16 protein-coding genes are annotated in these 17,017 nt (G+C 58.0%); 14 read left to right on the top strand and 2 right to left on the bottom strand.

From position 1 onward, the window contains the following. The first annotated feature begins 25 nt into the window (after positions 1 to 25). A complete protein-coding gene (gene rpoC / locus D1820_RS10375; RefSeq protein ID WP_040173586.1) occupies positions 26 to 4,267 on the top strand; it encodes a DNA-directed RNA polymerase subunit beta' in 4,242 nt (1,413 codons plus the stop codon). Positions 4,268 to 4,382: 115 nt separating this feature from the next. Here the strand turns inward: rpoC and D1820_RS10370 are convergent, their stop codons facing one another. Beyond that, the gene (locus D1820_RS10370) at positions 4,383 to 5,141 is read right to left on the bottom strand and encodes a hypothetical protein (RefSeq protein WP_118068923.1); all 759 of its coding nucleotides are present in this window, start codon (positions 5,139 to 5,141) and stop codon (positions 4,383 to 4,385) included. 260 nt (positions 5,142 to 5,401) lie between these two features. Between D1820_RS10370 and D1820_RS10365 the strand changes: the two genes are divergently transcribed. Beyond that, complete coding sequence (locus tag D1820_RS10365) at positions 5,402 to 6,226, top strand: glycosyltransferase (RefSeq protein ID WP_118070138.1); 825 nt, start codon at positions 5,402 to 5,404, stop codon at positions 6,224 to 6,226. Next, the gene (locus tag D1820_RS10360; protein WP_118068921.1) at positions 6,223 to 7,125 is read left to right on the top strand and encodes a DMT family transporter; all 903 of its coding nucleotides are present in this window, start codon (positions 6,223 to 6,225) and stop codon (positions 7,123 to 7,125) included. The genes D1820_RS10365 and D1820_RS10360 overlap by 4 nt, the downstream gene beginning before the upstream one ends. 6 nt (positions 7,126 to 7,131) lie before the next feature. On the opposite strand, the gene D1820_RS10355 is transcribed toward D1820_RS10360, so the two are convergent. Continuing rightward, entirely contained in the window at positions 7,132 to 7,908 is a 777-nt protein-coding gene (locus tag D1820_RS10355) for a putative rhamnosyl transferase (RefSeq protein ID WP_118068919.1), read from the bottom strand. A gap of 414 nt (positions 7,909 to 8,322) precedes the next feature. On the opposite strand from D1820_RS10355, the gene rpsL reads away from it, so the two are divergent. The 11 genes from rpsL (at position 8,323) to D1820_RS10300 (ending at position 16,820) form a co-directional block, all read left to right on the top strand. After that, complete coding sequence (gene rpsL, locus D1820_RS10350; RefSeq protein WP_005621086.1) at positions 8,323 to 8,694, top strand: 30S ribosomal protein S12; 372 nt, start codon at positions 8,323 to 8,325, stop codon at positions 8,692 to 8,694. A gap of 15 nt (positions 8,695 to 8,709) precedes the next feature. Next, positions 8,710 to 9,180 carry a 30S ribosomal protein S7 gene (gene rpsG, locus D1820_RS10345; RefSeq protein ID WP_014876015.1) on the top strand — a complete coding sequence of 157 codons (471 nt, stop codon included), beginning with the start codon at positions 8,710 to 8,712 and terminating at the stop codon, positions 9,178 to 9,180. An 18-nt stretch (positions 9,181 to 9,198) separates the two neighbouring features. After that, positions 9,199 to 11,319 (top strand): elongation factor G, encoded by a 2,121-nt coding sequence (fusA, locus tag D1820_RS10340; RefSeq protein WP_096872689.1) that lies wholly within the window; start codon positions 9,199 to 9,201, stop codon positions 11,317 to 11,319. A gap of 66 nt (positions 11,320 to 11,385) precedes the next feature. Continuing rightward, positions 11,386 to 12,561: an elongation factor Tu gene (tuf, locus tag D1820_RS10335; protein ID WP_024095804.1), complete on the top strand. Its 1,176-nt coding sequence runs from the start codon at positions 11,386 to 11,388 to the stop codon at positions 12,559 to 12,561. A gap of 267 nt (positions 12,562 to 12,828) precedes the next feature. Then, entirely contained in the window at positions 12,829 to 13,275 is a 447-nt protein-coding gene (locus D1820_RS10330; protein WP_118068918.1) for a hypothetical protein, read from the top strand. Positions 13,276 to 13,528: 253 nt separating this feature from the next. Then, positions 13,529 to 13,843 carry a 30S ribosomal protein S10 gene (gene rpsJ, locus D1820_RS10325; RefSeq protein ID WP_008563081.1) on the top strand — a complete coding sequence of 105 codons (315 nt, stop codon included), beginning with the start codon at positions 13,529 to 13,531 and terminating at the stop codon, positions 13,841 to 13,843. Between the two features lie 18 nt (positions 13,844 to 13,861). Next, a complete protein-coding gene (rplC, locus tag D1820_RS10320; RefSeq protein ID WP_024095823.1) occupies positions 13,862 to 14,575 on the top strand; it encodes a 50S ribosomal protein L3 in 714 nt (237 codons plus the stop codon). Then, positions 14,572 to 15,189, top strand: coding sequence for a 50S ribosomal protein L4 (gene rplD, locus D1820_RS10315; RefSeq protein WP_040174834.1), 618 nt, complete (start codon positions 14,572 to 14,574; stop codon positions 15,187 to 15,189). Before rplC ends, rplD begins: the two co-directional genes overlap by 4 nt. Then, positions 15,186 to 15,482, top strand: coding sequence for a 50S ribosomal protein L23 (locus D1820_RS10310; RefSeq protein ID WP_024095825.1), 297 nt, complete (start codon positions 15,186 to 15,188; stop codon positions 15,480 to 15,482). The genes rplD and D1820_RS10310 overlap by 4 nt, the downstream gene beginning before the upstream one ends. A gap of 482 nt (positions 15,483 to 15,964) precedes the next feature. Further along, entirely contained in the window at positions 15,965 to 16,456 is a 492-nt protein-coding gene (locus tag D1820_RS10305) for an ImmA/IrrE family metallo-endopeptidase (RefSeq protein ID WP_205521377.1), read from the top strand. Beyond that, a complete protein-coding gene (locus D1820_RS10300; protein ID WP_118068914.1) occupies positions 16,446 to 16,820 on the top strand; it encodes a hypothetical protein in 375 nt (124 codons plus the stop codon). Before D1820_RS10305 ends, D1820_RS10300 begins: the two co-directional genes overlap by 11 nt. Positions 16,821 to 17,017: the final 197 nt, after the last annotated feature.

Raw genomic sequence — 17,017 nt, 5'->3', positions numbered from 1 at the left:
TTCTGCACGAATTTGAGGTATCAAAATGAACCAGGAACTGACGAATAATCCGTTCAACCCGCTCACGCCGCCGAAGGTCTTTGATGAGATCAAGGTGTCGCTGGCATCGCCAGAGCGGATCCTGTCGTGGTCCTACGGCGAGATCAAAAAGCCGGAAACCATCAACTACCGGACGTTCAAACCCGAACGTGACGGTCTCTTCTGCGCGCGCATCTTTGGCCCGATCAAAGACTACGAATGTCTGTGCGGCAAATATAAGCGCATGAAGTATCGCGGCGTTGTCTGCGAAAAATGCGGTGTGGAAGTCACCCTGCAAAAGGTCCGCCGCGAGCGGATGGGCCACATCGAACTGGCGTCGCCGGTTGCGCATATCTGGTTCCTCAAGTCGCTGCCGTCGCGCATCGGCCTGATGCTGGACATGACTCTGCGCGATCTGGAGCGGGTTCTGTATTTTGAAAACTACGTTGTCATCGAGCCGGGTCTGACCGACCTCACCTACGGCCAGATGATGACCGAAGAAGAATACATGGACGCCCAGGACCAGTTCGGCATGGACGCCTTCACCGCCAACATCGGCGCTGAAGCGATCCGTGAAATGCTGGCCGCGATCGATCTGGAAGCCGAAGCCGAGCATCTGCGCGCAGAGCTGGCGGAAGCCACAGGCGAGCTGAAGCCCAAGAAGATCATCAAGCGCCTGAAGGTGGTTGAAAGCTTCCTGGAATCCGGCAACCGCCCGGAATGGATGGTCATGACCGTCATTCCCGTGATCCCGCCGGAACTGCGCCCGCTGGTTCCGCTGGATGGCGGCCGTTTTGCGACGTCTGACCTGAATGACCTCTATCGTCGTGTGATCAACCGGAACAACCGTCTGAAGCGCCTGATTGAGCTGCGCGCACCCGACATCATCGTCCGCAACGAAAAGCGGATGTTGCAGGAATCGGTTGACGCGCTGTTCGACAACGGCCGTCGTGGCCGCGTGATCACCGGCGCCAACAAGCGTCCGCTGAAATCGCTGTCTGACATGCTGAAAGGTAAGCAGGGTCGCTTCCGTCAGAACCTTTTGGGTAAGCGGGTCGACTTCTCCGGTCGTTCGGTCATTGTGACCGGCCCCGAGCTGAAGCTGCACCAATGCGGTCTACCGAAAAAGATGGCGCTCGAACTGTTCAAGCCCTTCATCTACTCGCGTCTGGAGGCCAAAGGTCTGTCCTCCACCGTGAAGCAGGCGAAGAAGCTGGTCGAAAAAGAGCGCCCCGAAGTGTGGGATATCCTCGATGAGGTTATTCGCGAACATCCGGTGATGCTGAACCGTGCGCCGACGCTGCACCGTCTTGGCATTCAGGCGTTTGAACCCACGCTGATTGAAGGTAAAGCTATTCAGCTGCACCCGCTGGTCTGCTCGGCGTTCAACGCGGACTTCGACGGTGACCAGATGGCGGTTCACGTTCCGCTGAGCCTTGAGGCCCAGCTGGAAGCGCGTGTTCTGATGATGTCCACGAACAACGTTCTGTCGCCCGCCAACGGCGCGCCGATCATCGTTCCGTCGCAGGATATGATCCTGGGTCTCTACTATGTGACCCTGGAACGTGAAGGCATGCCCGGTGAAGGCAAGATCTTTGGGACCATCGACGAGGTTCAGCATGCGCTGGACGCCGGTGAAGTGCATCTGCACACCAAGATCACCGCGCGGATCACTCAGATCGACGAAGAAGGCAACGAGGTTCTCAAGCGTTTTGAGACCACCCCGGGCCGGGTCCGTCTGGGCGCGTTGCTGCCGAAAAACGTCAAGGCACCGTTTGAGCTGGTCAACCGTCTTCTGCGGAAGAAAGAGGTTCAGCAGGTCATCGACACCGTCTACCGTTACTGCGGTCAGAAAGAGTCGGTGATCTTCTGTGACCAGATCATGACCATGGGTTTCCGTGAAGCGTTCAAGGCGGGCATTTCGTTCGGCAAGGACGACATGGTGATCCCCGACACCAAATGGACGCTGGTCGATGAGACCCGCGATCAGGTGAAGGACTTCGAACAGCAGTACATGGACGGCCTGATCACTCAGGGCGAAAAGTACAACAAAGTTGTCGATGCCTGGTCGAAGTGTAACGACAAAGTCACCGATGCGATGATGGGCACCATCTCCGCAGACAAGCGCAACGAGGCTGGCGCCGTGATGGAACCGAACTCGGTTTACATGATGGCTCACTCCGGTGCGCGTGGCTCGGTCACCCAGATGAAACAGCTGGGCGGGATGCGCGGCCTGATGGCGAAGCCGAATGGCGACATCATCGAGACCCCGATCATCTCGAACTTTAAAGAAGGTCTGACCGTTCTCGAGTACTTCAACTCGACACACGGTGCCCGTAAGGGTCTGTCGGATACCGCTCTGAAGACCGCGAACTCGGGTTACCTGACCCGTCGTCTGGTTGACGTGGCACAGGATTGCATCGTGCGCGATCGTGACTGTGGCACTGAGGCCGCGATCACTGCTGAAGCAGCGGTCAACGACGGTGAGGTCGTGGCGTCGCTTGGCGAGCGTATTCTGGGCCGTGTTGCGGCTGAGGATATCAAGAAGCCGGGCACCGAGGAGATCATCGTGGCCGTTGGCCAGTTGATCGACGAGCGCATGGCAGATGCAGTGGAAGAGGCCGGCGTTCAGTCGACCCGTATCCGCTCGCCGCTGACCTGTGAGGCCGAAGAAGGCGTTTGCGCCCAGTGCTATGGCCGTGACCTGGCCCGTGGTACGCAGGTGAACACCGGTGAAGCTGTCGGCATCATCGCCGCGCAGTCGATCGGTGAACCCGGTACACAGCTGACGATGCGGACCTTCCACATCGGCGGCGTTGCACAGGGTGGCCAGCAGTCCTTCCTCGAAGCCTCGCAAGAGGGCAAGATCGTCTTCGAGATGCCGCAGACCTTGGAAAACGCCAACGGCGAGACCCTGGTTGTTGGGCGGAACATGAAGCTGATCATTCAGGACGAGCACGGGGAAGAGCGCGCCAGCCACAAGCTGGGTTACGGCTCCAAACTGTTCGTCAAGGAAGGCCAGACCGTGGCCCGTGGCGACAAGCTGTTCGAATGGGATCCCTACACCCTGCCGATCATCGCCGAGAAACCCGGTACCGCAAAATATGTGGACCTGGTCTCCGGTATCGCTGTGCGGGATGAGACCGACGAAGCCACCGGCATGACCCAGAAGATCGTGATCGACTGGCGTGCGGCTCCCAAAGGCTCTGACCTCAAGCCGGAAATCATTCTGGTGGATGGCGATGGCGAGCCGGTGCGCAGCGATGCGGGCAACCCGCTGACCTATCCGATGTCCGTGGACGCCATCCTGTCGGTCGAAGAAGGCCAGCAGATCATGGCAGGTGACGTTGTCGCGCGTATCCCGCGCGAAGGCGCCAAGACCAAGGACATCACCGGTGGTCTGCCGCGGGTTGCGGAACTGTTCGAGGCCCGTCGTCCCAAGGATCACGCGATCATCGCCGAAATCGATGGTTACGTGCGCTTTGGCCGCGACTACAAGAACAAGCGCCGCATCTCGATCGAGCCTGCTGATGAGTCGATGGAGCCCGTCGAATACATGGTGCCCAAGGGCAAGCACATTCCGGTTCAGGAAGGTGACTTCGTCCAGAAGGGTGACTACATCATGGACGGCAACCCGGCGCCGCATGACATCCTGTCCATCATGGGTGTCGAGGCTCTGGCCAACTACATGATCGATGAGGTTCAGGACGTCTATCGCCTGCAGGGTGTGAAGATCAACGACAAGCACATCGAGGTGATTGTTCGCCAGATGCTGCAGAAGTGGGAGATCTCCGACTCTGGTGACACAACGCTGCTGAAAGGTGAGCATGTGGACAAGCAGGAGTTCGACACCGCCAACGAGAAGGCGCTGGCCCGTGGCAAGCGTCCTGCTCAGGGCGAGCCGATCCTCTTGGGTATCACCAAGGCATCGCTGCAGACCCGCTCCTTCATCTCGGCGGCCTCCTTCCAGGAGACCACCCGTGTCCTCACCGAAGCATCGGTACAGGGCAAGAAGGACAAGCTGGTTGGCCTGAAAGAGAACGTCATCGTGGGTCGCCTGATCCCGGCCGGTACCGGTGGCGCCACCCAGCGGGTGCGCAACATCGCCCAGTCGCGTGACAATGTCGTCCTTGACGCCCGCCGCGAGGAGGCCGAAGCCGCCGCCGCACTGGCTGCCCCGTCGATGGATGACGTCGCCACCGAGGATAGCCTCGACAATCTGGTGGAAACCCCAGAGAGCCGCGACTGATCCACGCTGATCTGAAATGAAAACAGCCCCTCGCAACCGATGTTGCGGGGGGCTTTTGTTTGGAGGTGTCCGCAAACCATGATGGCCCGCTCTGCGGGACGAAGCGGACGCTGGGTCAATCTCGCTGAACGACTGCATTGGGTCGCATCAGGATTGTGGCGATCAGCGCTCCCAATATGAAAGCAAATGCGAAGAAGTAGGGTGAGTATGGCGATAGCAGCCAGCCGTAGGCGGCCAAGAAGCTCATTCCTATGAACACTGCAAGACCACGAACGGCCAGTGCGAACACAGTAATTTTGAAAGGTCTTAGCTGCCAGCCATTGCGTTTCCATTTCCACGTGAGACGCGCTAGAAGCGACCAAGTCACAACCCACCAGAGCACTGACAAAGCGCTACCCATAGGTGAACCCCAAACCCCGGCCATCTCAAATCTGAGTTTTTCTATAGGCGTCGCGTGGCGCTTGGAAAAACCATAATTTATGTGCATGTATTCTGGATATGCGTCACGGGGCGGCCTGCCTTCTTCTTCAATTATTCTGCCCCGCGCCCACTGTTTGTCGTCGGGCTCAAGAACAACGCCCTGCAATTCGTCGTAAATCCGGCAACCTGGTGGGCTGACTGATCTGTCGCATTGGATGAGTAATGCCTCTGACTGCGGCGTTGCCGCAAGCAAATATCCTTTGCTATCAAAGACTACTACTTGCGAGGGATCAGCGAAGAATACGCCGTCGCCGTATAAAACGGCGAACTCAACAACGCCAAATTTTGGATGTTCAATCCTCTCGCTTTGGCCAAAGTAGGGCGAATGTGCTTGGACGGGTGATGAAACCCCAAACCAAAAGAGCGTTGCGAAAACGGTGATGGATAATCTCAATTCAAAACAAACCCTAGCTAAAACCCTTGAATTCGAATCTAGCAGACATTGGCGTCAAGCGCAGCATCTTACAGTTTGGGCTCGAAGCGGACCAACGCGATTTGCGGACATCACGTTTTTCGGTGCAGCGGCTTCGGTTGCGGGCCGGCCACGCTGTCGCAGGGCGGGGCGATTTATGATCTTTCCAATGAGCCGTGGGAATGATCTTTTGCGCTCAACACCGCCCGGTCCGTCCGGGCTGCGATTGGGGGCGCTTGGATATGGATATCAAACTCAGCATTGTCGGCCTTGTGCGCTTTTCCGTGCTGACCCCGACCTATTATTCCGAACGGTTCGCGACCCTTGAGGACACTGCGGCCCATCTCTTTGCATCAGAGCGGATGGAGCTGCGGTTTCGGGTGTTCGAACGCCTGTGTCTGCGGTCCCTGTTGCGGCAGAGCGATCAGGGGTTTCATCTGATCGTCCTCACCGCTGAGGATATGCCGGAGATCTATCTGGAACGCCTTGCGCGTCTGCTGGAACCTGCTTCCAATATCACCCTGATGCCCGTCGGCCCCGGTGCCCATTATCGAATGCTGAAACAGGGTTATAATGCGGTCCCGCTTGATGATGCGACGCATCGGCTGATGTTCCGGCTGGATGATGACGATGCGGTGGATCTGGACTATGTCGCCCGCAATCGCCGCCTTGCGATGGGAATGATCCCTCTGCAGAGCGGCGATACGCCTTTTATCCTAGCCAACAACCGCGGCCTCTACCTGCGGCGCACGCAGGGGCCGGATGGTGCGACGGATGACATTTTTGACGCCTGTGAGAAGGCGCCTTTGTCGGTGGGGGCGGCGCTTGTGGCGCCAGTTGAGTATCGCGACAATCCATATCGGTATAATCACCGCCGTTACGCGCAGCATTGGAACACATATTCTGACATCTCGACGCCCGGCTTCCTGCGCACCATTCATGGCGACAACAAATCCCGCCCGGCGCAAATGGGGATCACACATAAGATGTCCGAGGCGGAAATCACCACAGCGCTGGATCGCCATTTCGCCCTGACCCCCGAACAACTCCGGGACGTGTTGCCGTGATCTCTCGGCTGACAGGCAATCAGTTGGGCGCGCTGTTGATGGTGGGCAGTATGGCTGGCTTCACCCTTAACGACGGGATGGTCAAACTTGCCGGGCAAAGCCTGCCGCTTTCGCAGATCCTTGTGGTGCGCGGTGTTGCGGTCAGCCTACTGATTTATGCGCTGGCGCGGAGTTATGGCGGCCTGCGTCTGTCTCTGACGCGGCGCGACTGGGGCTTGGTTGCCGGGCGCAGCCTTGCTGAGATTGCCACCACCTATTTCTTTCTCAGCGCACTGCTAACCCTGCCGATCGCAAATGTGACAGCCATTTTGCAGATGCTGCCGCTGACGGTGACCCTGGCGGCCGTGCTGCTGTTCGGAGAGCAGGTCGGCTGGCGACGGGCCACAGCCATCGGTGCGGGGTTCCTCGGCATGTTGCTGATCGTGCGCCCCGGCACTGAGGGGTTTGATACAGGCACCGGTTACGCGCTTGCGGCGGTTCTCTGCATTACGGCCCGTGACCTCTTTACCCGGCGTATGTCGGCAGCGGTGCCGTCGCTGACGGTCACATTGATGGCGGCTGTGTCGGTGTTGGTGTTTGGTCTCGGGCTTGGCCTACAGGAGACATGGCAGCCGCTGACCCTGCCGACCACGCTGATCCTGCTATTGGCGGCGGGCTGTATCTTTGTCGGCTATCTGTTTTCAGTGATGGTGATGCGGGTGGGGGATGTGGCGGCGGTCTCGCCGTTTCGCTACACGGGCCTGCTTTGGGCGCTGCTCTTGGGGTGGCTGATGTTTGACAGCTGGCCTGATACGCTCACCCTTATCGGGGCGGCCATTGTCGTCGCTGCGGGCGTTTTCAGCCTATTGCGTGAGCGTCCGCGCCGTGCCGCCGTGCCTGACCTGTCGCCACCGGAATAACGCGGCTTACCTCGTGATCGCAAAGCGCGCCTCGAATTCGCCCTCTTGCTCCGGGGTGAGACGGGTCAGCTCCGGCTCTTTGGCGCCCTTTTGTCGGGAATCATTGGAGGCATTGAGCGTACGCACGAACATTGGCGCATCCGGGATCGTGATGCTGGGCATGAAACGGGCAATCTTGTGGTGGGCGAAGTTCATGATGCTTTGTCCGCAGCCCCCCGCCACATACATCCCCATTGCGGCAACAAAATAGGGGCGGTGAACCTCAGCTGCATAAATCCCATCCGGCCGGAACCGGGCGGTGAACCCCTTGCAGAAATCAATCGCGAGGGTTTGGTTTCGGGTGCTCAGCAGCTGGCAATCCTGAGCGGTCTGTCGCAGCCGTTCAACAAAATCGACTGACACCGCATCATCGTCATCATGGCGAAACTGCAAACAGGGAGCACGTGGATCATGGCGGGCGTCATTCAACACCTGTTTCATCACCTTCCGGTGCGGGCCGGGGGGCAGGGCGCGGATCTGCACCTGCGGCATATCCGCTGTCAACGCGCGCAGTCGCGCGACATGTACCGCGGGCAGGCTGTCGCCGATGACAATCACCAGCGTGAAATCCGGATCGGTCTGGGCGCGCAGGCAGGGCAGGGCGACCCGCTCCATCAGCTGAAACCGCTCCTCCAGGCGCGCCTCTGCATAGAGATAGGCGATCCGTGCCTCCAGACTGTCATGTTGCACCTGAAAACCGCCGATGGCCGGGTAGGAAAACCGGCATAGACCTATGACCTGCATCGCGGTACACCCTCACATCCACGGCCTCTCATATGGGCCGACTGGTTGCCGGGGACTATGCACCGCGCTGGTTGTACAAACAAGCAAGGCGCTCGCACCGGTCTCGACCCGGCGTTGGTCACGCCTGTCGGCGTCGTGCGCGCCGGGGCCGCTGTTGACATCCCCCGCGACTCCCCATATACGCCCGCCTATCCGGCACCCGGGGGTCGCCCCAAAAGCCGATATCAAAATCTAAGTGGCCCAAGATCACGCGCGCCTATTTGTGCGGATCCTCTGTAAACCCACCGCGTCGTTTACCTCGGAATGGAAACGATTGCGGTTTTTGCGCTTGCGGACGCGTAAGTGCGACGAATTTAGCCGTACGTTCAAGGACGTGCATGACACATGTGTTGTTGAGACGGGGAAAGAACCGGAATGCCAACGATCCAACAGCTGATCCGCAAGCCGCGGCAGCCGAAAGTAAAACGCTCTAAGTCCATGCACCTGGAACAGTGCCCGCAAAAGCGCGGCGTCTGCACCCGTGTGTATACCACCACACCGAAGAAACCGAACTCCGCTATGCGGAAAGTTGCGAAGGTCCGCCTGACCAACGGTTTCGAAGTGATCTCCTACATCCCGGGTGAAAGCCACAACCTTCAGGAGCACTCCGTGGTTCTGATCCGTGGCGGCCGTGTAAAAGACCTTCCCGGTGTCCGTTACCACATCCTGCGTGGTGTTCTGGATACCCAGGGCGTCAAAGACCGTAAGCAACGCCGCTCCAAGTACGGCGCGAAGCGTCCTAAGTAAGAAGGATATTGATAAATGTCTCGCCGTCACGCTGCTGAGAAACGCGAAGTTCTGCCCGACGCCAAGTTTGGCGACCGCGTTCTGACCAAATTCATGAACAACCTGATGATCGATGGTAAAAAATCGGTCGCAGAAAGCATCGTTTACAACGCATTCGACCGCGTTGAATCGAAAATCAAACGTGCCCCCGTGGAAGTGTTCCACGAAGCCCTGGACAACGTGAAGCCTTCCGTCGAAGTGCGTTCGCGTCGTGTGGGTGGTGCAACCTATCAGGTGCCCGTTGAAGTGCGCCCTGAGCGCCGCGAAGCCCTGGCGATCCGCTGGCTGATCAAAGCGGCCCGCGCGCGCAACGAAAACACCATGGAAGAACGCCTCGCCGGTGAGCTGCTGGACGCTGTTCAGTCCCGCGGTACTGCCGTGAAGAAGCGCGAAGACACCCACAAGATGGCAGAGGCCAACAAAGCCTTCTCCCATTATCGCTGGTAAGCTAGGGGACCCAAACCTATGGCACGCGAATATCCGCTCGAACTATACCGTAACTTCGGTATCATGGCGCACATCGATGCAGGTAAAACCACCTGCTCCGAGCGCATCCTGTATTACACCGGCAAATCCCACAACATTGGTGAGGTGCACGATGGTGCAGCCACCATGGACTGGATGGAGCAGGAGCAGGAACGCGGCATCACCATCACCTCGGCTGCGACCACCACGTTCTGGGAACGCACCGAAGACGGTGAAACTGCTGACTCGCCCAAGCACCGCCTGAACATCATCGACACCCCCGGCCACGTTGACTTCACCATTGAAGTTGAGCGTTCGCTGGCGGTTCTCGACGGTGCTGTCTGCGTTCTGGACGCCAACGCTGGTGTTGAACCCCAGACCGAAACCGTGTGGCGTCAGGCTGACCGCTACAAGGTTCCGCGTATGGTGTTCGTCAACAAGATGGACAAAATCGGCGCTGACTTCTTCAACTGCGTCAACATGATCGAAGACCGTACTGGCGCCCGCGCGGTTCCGGTTGGTATTCCGATCGGCGCAGAGACCGAGCTGGAAGGCCTGGTTGATCTGGTCAACATGGAAGAATGGCTGTGGCAGGGTGAAGACCTTGGCGCGTCGTGGATCAAAGCTCCGATCCGTGACAGCCTGAAAGACATGGCCGACGAATGGCGCGGTAAGATGATCGAAGCGGCCGTCGAGCAAGACGACGCTGCGATGGAAAACTACCTGATGGACGGCGCTGAGCCGGACGTCGCAACCCTGCGCGCGCTGCTGCGTAAGGGCACGCTGGCACTGGACTTCGTTCCTGTCCTGGGTGGTTCCGCGTTCAAGAACAAAGGCGTTCAGCCTCTGCTCAACGCTGTGATCGACTATCTGCCCAGCCCGCTGGACGTTGTTGATTACATGGGCTTCAAACCCGGTGATGAAACCGAAACCCGTGACATCGCCCGCCGTGCGGACGACGAAATGGCGTTCTCGGGTCTGGCGTTCAAAATCATGAACGACCCCTTCGTCGGCTCGCTGACCTTCACCCGGATCTACTCCGGTGTGCTGAACAAGGGCGACACGCTGCTGAACTCGACCAAAGGTCGTAAAGAGCGCGTTGGCCGGATGATGATGATGCACTCCAACGACCGTGAGGAAATCACGGAAGCGTTTGCAGGCGACATCATCGCACTGGCAGGTCTGAAAGACACCACAACCGGTGACACGCTCTGCGCCGTCAACGATCCTGTGGTTCTGGAAACCATGACCTTCCCCGATCCGGTGATCGAGATCGCGGTTGAGCCGAAAACCAAGGCCGACCAGGAGAAAATGTCCCAGGGTCTGCAGCGTCTTGCTGCCGAAGATCCGTCCTTCCGCGTGGAGACCGACATCGAGTCCGGTCAGACCATCATGAAGGGCATGGGCGAACTTCACCTGGACATCCTGGTTGATCGTCTGAAGCGTGAATTCAAGGTCGAAGCCAACATCGGTGCGCCGCAGGTTGCCTACCGTGAGACCATCGGTCACGAAGTTGAACACACCTACACCCACAAGAAACAGTCGGGTGGTTCGGGTCAGTTCGGCGAAGTGAAGATGATCATCTCGCCGACAGAGCCTGGCGAAGGTTACTCCTTCGAATCCCGTATCGTTGGTGGTGCGGTTCCGAAGGAATACATCCCGGGTGTTGAAAAGGGCGTTCAGTCCGTCATGGATAGCGGCCCGCTGGCTGGCTTCCCCGTGATCGACTTCAAGGTTGCTCTGATCGACGGTAAATTCCACGACGTTGACTCCAGCGTTCTGGCCTTCGAAATCGCGGCACGTATGTGTATGCGTGAAGGCATGCGCAAAGCTGGCGCCAAGATGCTGGAACCGATCATGAAGGTGGAAGTTATCACACCTGAGGATTACACCGGTGGCATCATCGGCGATTTGACCTCGCGTCGTGGTCAGGTGACCGGCCAAGAGCCCCGCGGCAACGCAATTGCGATCGACGCATTTGTGCCGCTGGCGAACATGTTCGGCTACATCAACACCCTGCGTTCGATGAGCTCGGGCCGCGCCCAGTTCACCATGCAGTTCGATCACTACGATCCGGTTCCGCAGAACATCTCTGACGAGATCCAGGCAAAATTCGCATAAGCGAACAGATATTGAGGGGTTCGCGCCACGGCGCGTGCCCTTCTCAACACGAAAAGGAGGCCTCTCATGGCTAAGGAAAAGTTTGAACGTACAAAACCGCACGTCAACATCGGCACCATCGGCCACGTTGACCACGGCAAGACCACGCTGACCGCAGCGATCACCAAGTATTTTGGTGACTTCAAAGCCTACGACCAGATCGACGGCGCACCTGAAGAGAAAGCGCGCGGGATCACCATCTCCACCGCGCACGTGGAATATGAGACCGAAGGCCGTCACTACGCCCACGTCGACTGCCCGGGCCACGCTGACTATGTGAAGAACATGATCACCGGTGCGGCGCAGATGGACGGCGCGATCCTGGTTGTGAACGCTGCTGACGGCCCGATGCCTCAGACCCGCGAGCACATCCTGCTGGGCCGCCAGGTTGGCATCCCGAAGATGGTCGTGTTCATGAACAAAGTGGACCAGGTTGACGACGAAGAGCTCCTGGAGCTGGTCGAAATGGAAATCCGCGAGCTGCTGTCGTCCTACGACTACCCCGGCGACGATATCCCGATCATCGCAGGGTCCGCTCTGGCGGCGATGGAAGGCAATAAGCCTGAAATCGGCGAAGAGAAAATCAAGGAGCTGATGGCGGCTGTTGACGATTACATCGACACCCCTGAGCGCGCTGTTGACCAGCCGTTCCTGATGCCGATCGAAGACGTGTTCTCGATCTCCGGTCGTGGTACCGTTGTGACCGGTCGTGTTGAGCGCGGCGTGATCAACGTTGGCGACTCGATCGAAATCGTTGGTATCCGTGACACCTCCACCACCACCTGTACCGGTGTGGAAATGTTCCGCAAGCTCTTGGACCGTGGTGAAGCCGGCGACAACATCGGCGCGCTGCTGCGTGGTGTCGACCGTGACGGCGTTGAGCGTGGTCAGGTTCTGTGTAAGCCAGGTTCCGTGAAGCCGCACACCAAGTTCGAAGCTGAGGCCTATATCCTCACCAAAGAAGAAGGTGGTCGTCACACCCCGTTCTTCGCGAACTACCGTCCGCAGTTCTACTTCCGCACCACCGACGTGACCGGCACCGTGACCCTGCCTGAGGGCACCGAGATGGTTATGCCGGGCGACAACCTGAAGTTCGACGTTGAACTGATCGCGCCGATCGCGATGGAGCAGGGCCTGCGCTTCGCGATCCGCGAAGGCGGCCGCACCGTCGGCGCCGGCGTTGTGTCCAAAATCACTGAGTAAGGTCGAGTTTCCAACGGAAACTCTGGCCTGTGGCGGCAGGCGGTTTTCCTTCGGGAAAACCGCCGAGAGCCACTCAGGTGAGATGATAGAAAGGGCCTCCCTCGGGAGGCCCTTTTTCTATGCGCTGAGGTCGGGCGCGGCCCGACCGCGGGTCGTCCGGGCGGGAAACCTCTAGACAAGGGGTGAGAGAGGGCGAAATGGTTGGAGAGCTAAGGTGCCGGAGAAGCGGCGAAATGTTATTAACTTAAGTCTGTTGGATCTCGATGAATGGCTACGCGCGACGAATTGTATGCTAAATTTGGAATAACCGCTGAGGCAGCTCAATTGTTTGAAACTTCATTAGGGACTGTTTTTCTCGCCGCCAAAGCGCATAATCTCGGCTGGTTTGAAGAACAGGACCCAGAAGCTTCCAAGCGACTTCTGGAGAAAGTAGAAAACAGTACGCTCGGATCAATACTAAAGAAGTTAAGGGGGCAGCTTTCCTTTCGTGACGACGTGACAATCTATGAGCAGTTCGAGCGAGGACTAGACGCGAGAAATCAGCTTACTCATGGCTTTTTTGAACGTCACAACGTCAAAATCCAATCTTCGAGTGGTCGAGACGAGATGATTGAAGAGCTGGAGCGGCTCCACGAAGAACTGTTCAGGTGCTGGCGGGTAGCAGAGGGAGTTGGTGCTGCGCTTATGCCCGTGGGTGGCGCCAGTATGGAATAGAAGGGGGGTAGGGGCTCTACCCATGATCCCCCATTATTAACACTCCCAACAAAACCCCAAACCCACCACGTTCCGCAAACCTAACCATCCCCCACCCAAACCCCCTTGCCACACTGGCCCAACAGGCGTATACGGCGCCATCTCGCATTGCGAGGATGAGGCGGGGTGATTCCCGCCTTTTGGGTTCGATGAGGGTGCGCGGTGGTCGCATGCCCTCCTCTCAACCCCAACGCCTGAGAAAAAAGGCACGACTATGCAAAGCCAAAATATCCGTATCCGGCTGAAGGCATTCGACTTCCGCGTACTGGACGCCAGCACGCAGGAAATCGTGAACACTGCCAAGCGGACCGGCGCGCAGGTGCGCGGCCCGATCCCCCTGCCGAACAAGATTGAGAAATTCACCGTTCTGCGTGGCCCGCACGTTGACAAGAAATCTCGTGACCAGTTCGAGATCCGCACCCACAAGCGGCTCCTGGACATCGTTGATCCGACCCCCCAGACCGTGGACGCGCTGATGAAGCTCGACCTCGCCGCTGGTGTGGACGTCGAAATCAAGCTGCAATCCTAAGATCGGAGGGTAATGAATATGCGCTCTGGTATTATCGCAAAGAAAGTCGGCATGACCCGGCTGTTCCTCGAAGACGGCAAGCAGGTTCCTGTGACCGTTCTTCAGCTGGACGGCCTGCAAGTGACCGCACAGCGCACCGAGGAAAAAGACGGCTACACAGCTGTTCAGCTCGGCGCAGGTTCGGCCAAGGTCAAGCGGGTCTCCAAAGCCATGCGCGGCCACTTCGCAGCAGCGAAGGTTGAGCCCAAGCGCAAGCTGGTTGAATTCCGCGTGCCTGCAGATGGCCTGATCGAAGTGGGTGCGGAAATCTCCGCTGAGCACTTCCTCGAAGGTCAGAAGGTCGACGTGACCGGCACCTCCATCGGTAAAGGTTTTGCCGGTGCGATGAAGCGCTGGAACTTTGGTGGTCTGCGCGCCTCGCACGGTGTGTCGATCTCCCACCGTTCCCACGGTTCGACCGGTCAGTGTCAGGATCCCGGCAAGGTTTTCAAAGGCAAGAAAATGGCCGGCCACATGGGTGCTGCCCGCGTGACCACTCAGAACCTTGAAGTCGTCAAGACCGACGCCGATCGTGGCCTGATCATGATCAAAGGCGCCGTTCCCGGCTCCAAAGGTGGCTGGGTCACCGTTAAAGACGCCGTGAAAAAGAAAGCCCCCGAAGGTCTGCCCTATCCGGCAGCTCTGAAGTCGGCTGCAGCGGAAGAAGTCTCCGCGGAAGGTGGTGAAGCATGAAACTTGATGTGATCAAACTGGACGGCGCCAAAGCCGGCGACATCGAGCTGGATGCAGAGCTGTTCGGCCTCGAGCCGCGCACCGACATCCTGCACCGTGTGGTGCGCTGGCAGCGTAACAACGCGCAGCAGGGCACGCACAAGGTCAAGACCCGCTCCGAGACCTCCTACTCGACCAAGAAGATCTATCGCCAAAAAGGCACCGGTGGCGCACGTCACGGTGACCGTAACGCGCCGATCTTCCGCAAGGGTGGTATCTACAAGGGTCCGACCCCGCGTTCGCACGGCCACGATCTGACCAAGAAATTCCGCAAGCTGGGTCTGCGCCACGCGCTGTCCGCCAAGGCAAAAGCGGGTGAACTGGTCGTTATTGAAAACGCCGATTCCGCAGGCAAGACAGCCGCTCTGGCCAAGCAGGTCAAAGACCTGGGTTGGAAGCGCGCACTGGTCATCGATGGCGCATCCGTCGACGAGGGCTTTGCCCGCGCCGCGCGCAACATCGACGGTCTGGATATCCTGCCGACAATGGGCGCAAACGTCTATGACATCCTGAAGCGTGACACCCTGGTGCTCACCAAAGCAGGTGTCGAAGCACTGGAGGCTCGCCTGAAATGAGCGCGAAGGCAGAACACTACGACGTGATCCGCAAGCCGATCATCACTGAAAAAGCAACCATGGCATCCGAAACCGGTGCAGTGGTGTTTGAAGTGGCGATCGACTCCAACAAGCCCCAGATCAAAGAAGCCGTTGAGGCGCTCTTTGGTGTGAAGGTCAAAGCGGTCAACACCACCATCACCAAGGGTAAGGTCAAGCGTTTCCGCGGCCAGATCGGCCGTCGCAAGGACGTGAAGAAAGCCTATGTGACCCTGGAAGAAGGCAACACCATCGACGTGTCCACCGGACTCTGAGATCTGTTTGTCTGAGACTTAAGAAGGCCCCTGCGAAAGCGGGGGCCTTTTTCGTTGAGGGTGCGGTCAAACCACGAAGGGCAGCGCCTGACCCTGGGTGGGCGTGAAGCGCCCTCCCGTTTCGCCGAAGGCAAACCTGCGGTATGACGGGCGGCTGCCCGGCCTGAGGCCGCGAATTTTGAAGGGGGGCAAGGCCGTCGTGCCAGAGCCCTCCCACTCCATTGGGAGGTTTTGGCTGGTGTCATGCTTCTCGGTGTTCTTCTACGAATTTGGTAGAGCTGGACTACGACACGGTAGGTTTGGAGCGGCAACCCAGGGGGGGGGGCGGTATTGGCACTTGAAGCTGGAGAATATAATTCCCAGATTTATTGACAAGCATGCTAGCGTTGGTGTAGCGCCGCCGCTCAGGTGATTGCTGCCAGCAGTATTCAATGTGTCTGAACGTTGGAGTGACTTTGCGTCAAATGCAAGGGGGAGTGAACATGAACTATCGCCCAAACTATGCGCGTGTTAAGTCGCAAGTGAGGTCAATTCGCGAGGAATTTGGAATATCCTCGCCGCCGGTCAATCCCGTTGAGGTTGCTAGGAACATGGGTGTTGAGGTCCGGTTTGTTGGCTTTAATGAAGATTTTCAGAATGTATCCGGTTTTTACGACCCTGATGAAAACGCCATTTACGTGAACAAAGATGAGTTTCCTTTAAGGCAGACATTCACGATTGCGCATGAGCTGGGTCACGCTCTATTGCATCGTGATTGGGCGATGGGGGAAGACTATCGAGTTCTCATGCGCGACGACGAAACTGATCATGGGGAGCCTCATGAAAAGGAGGCGAATGCTTTTGCGGCTCATCTATTGGTGCCTCGGGATATGTTGGATGAGTACAGCTCATTGACGCCTCAGGATTTGTCGAGACTTTTTGCGGTATCCCTTCCAGTGATTAAGCATAGGCTTTCATTCGAATATGGCAGTTGATCGAAAGGCAGCCAAAGCGGGCATCAAAAATGCTTCGGAAGCTCAAGATCCTGAACTAACGGATGCATTGAGAAGTGCAGGAGACCTTAGGGTTGCCCTGGAGAAGGAAGGGAATAGGCATAAGGAAAAGATGGCCGCCAAGGAACTTGGCTGGTTAGGTCATCCCCTTGGTGGCAGAGAAAGTGCGCCTGTCAATATTGCGTTCGTAGTAATGCTATTGGGTCTTATCTTTTGGTGGTGGTGCTTGGGGAAGGCGCAGCCCGATGGCGCGGATCAGCAGTATTGGGCGGACAACGCGAACCGTGTCTTGGCATTGGCGACAACCGCGCTTGGGTACATTTTTGGTCAGAAAACTTCTAAATAGCCTACTTTAGCTGCTGGACGTGTTGCTGTTGTTCTTCCCCATTGCCACCCCTCCCATCCTCTGCTAAGCCGCACCAATCCTGACGACCCCGGATTCGCTCCGGGGTTATTACGTTTGTCAGGATGTTCGAACCTGGGGACCTTCGGGGCCCTATAATCTGGCCACCCTAGTAGGGCGTCTCATCGCGGGACAACCGG

Source organism: Phaeobacter sp. LSS9 (genome assembly GCF_003443595.1).
Taxonomy (GTDB): domain Bacteria; phylum Pseudomonadota; class Alphaproteobacteria; order Rhodobacterales; family Rhodobacteraceae; genus Phaeobacter; species Phaeobacter piscinae.
This window is presented reverse-complemented; position numbering and strand designations above follow the sequence as displayed.

Excerpts from the sequence above, each read along its gene's own strand:
- rplC (WP_024095823.1), top strand. The coding sequence starts at position 13,862 with ATGCGCTCTGGTATTATCGCAAAGAAAGTCGGCATGACCCGGCTGTTC.
- D1820_RS10355 (WP_118068919.1), bottom strand. The coding sequence starts at position 7,908 with ATGCAGGTCATAGGTCTATGCCGGTTTTCCTACCCGGCCATCGGCGGT.
- rpsL (WP_005621086.1), top strand. The coding sequence starts at position 8,323 with ATGCCAACGATCCAACAGCTGATCCGCAAGCCGCGGCAGCCGAAAGTA.
- rplD (WP_040174834.1), top strand. The coding sequence starts at position 14,572 with ATGAAACTTGATGTGATCAAACTGGACGGCGCCAAAGCCGGCGACATC.
- D1820_RS10300 (WP_118068914.1), top strand. The coding sequence starts at position 16,446 with ATGGCAGTTGATCGAAAGGCAGCCAAAGCGGGCATCAAAAATGCTTCG.
- D1820_RS10365 (WP_118070138.1), top strand. The coding sequence starts at position 5,402 with ATGGATATCAAACTCAGCATTGTCGGCCTTGTGCGCTTTTCCGTGCTG.
- rpsG (WP_014876015.1), top strand. The coding sequence starts at position 8,710 with ATGTCTCGCCGTCACGCTGCTGAGAAACGCGAAGTTCTGCCCGACGCC.
- fusA (WP_096872689.1), top strand. The coding sequence starts at position 9,199 with ATGGCACGCGAATATCCGCTCGAACTATACCGTAACTTCGGTATCATG.
- rpoC (WP_040173586.1), top strand. The coding sequence starts at position 26 with ATGAACCAGGAACTGACGAATAATCCGTTCAACCCGCTCACGCCGCCG.
- D1820_RS10330 (WP_118068918.1), top strand. The coding sequence starts at position 12,829 with ATGGCTACGCGCGACGAATTGTATGCTAAATTTGGAATAACCGCTGAG.
- D1820_RS10305 (WP_205521377.1), top strand. The coding sequence starts at position 15,965 with ATGAACTATCGCCCAAACTATGCGCGTGTTAAGTCGCAAGTGAGGTCA.
- rpsJ (WP_008563081.1), top strand. The coding sequence starts at position 13,529 with ATGCAAAGCCAAAATATCCGTATCCGGCTGAAGGCATTCGACTTCCGC.
- tuf (WP_024095804.1), top strand. The coding sequence starts at position 11,386 with ATGGCTAAGGAAAAGTTTGAACGTACAAAACCGCACGTCAACATCGGC.
- D1820_RS10310 (WP_024095825.1), top strand. The coding sequence starts at position 15,186 with ATGAGCGCGAAGGCAGAACACTACGACGTGATCCGCAAGCCGATCATC.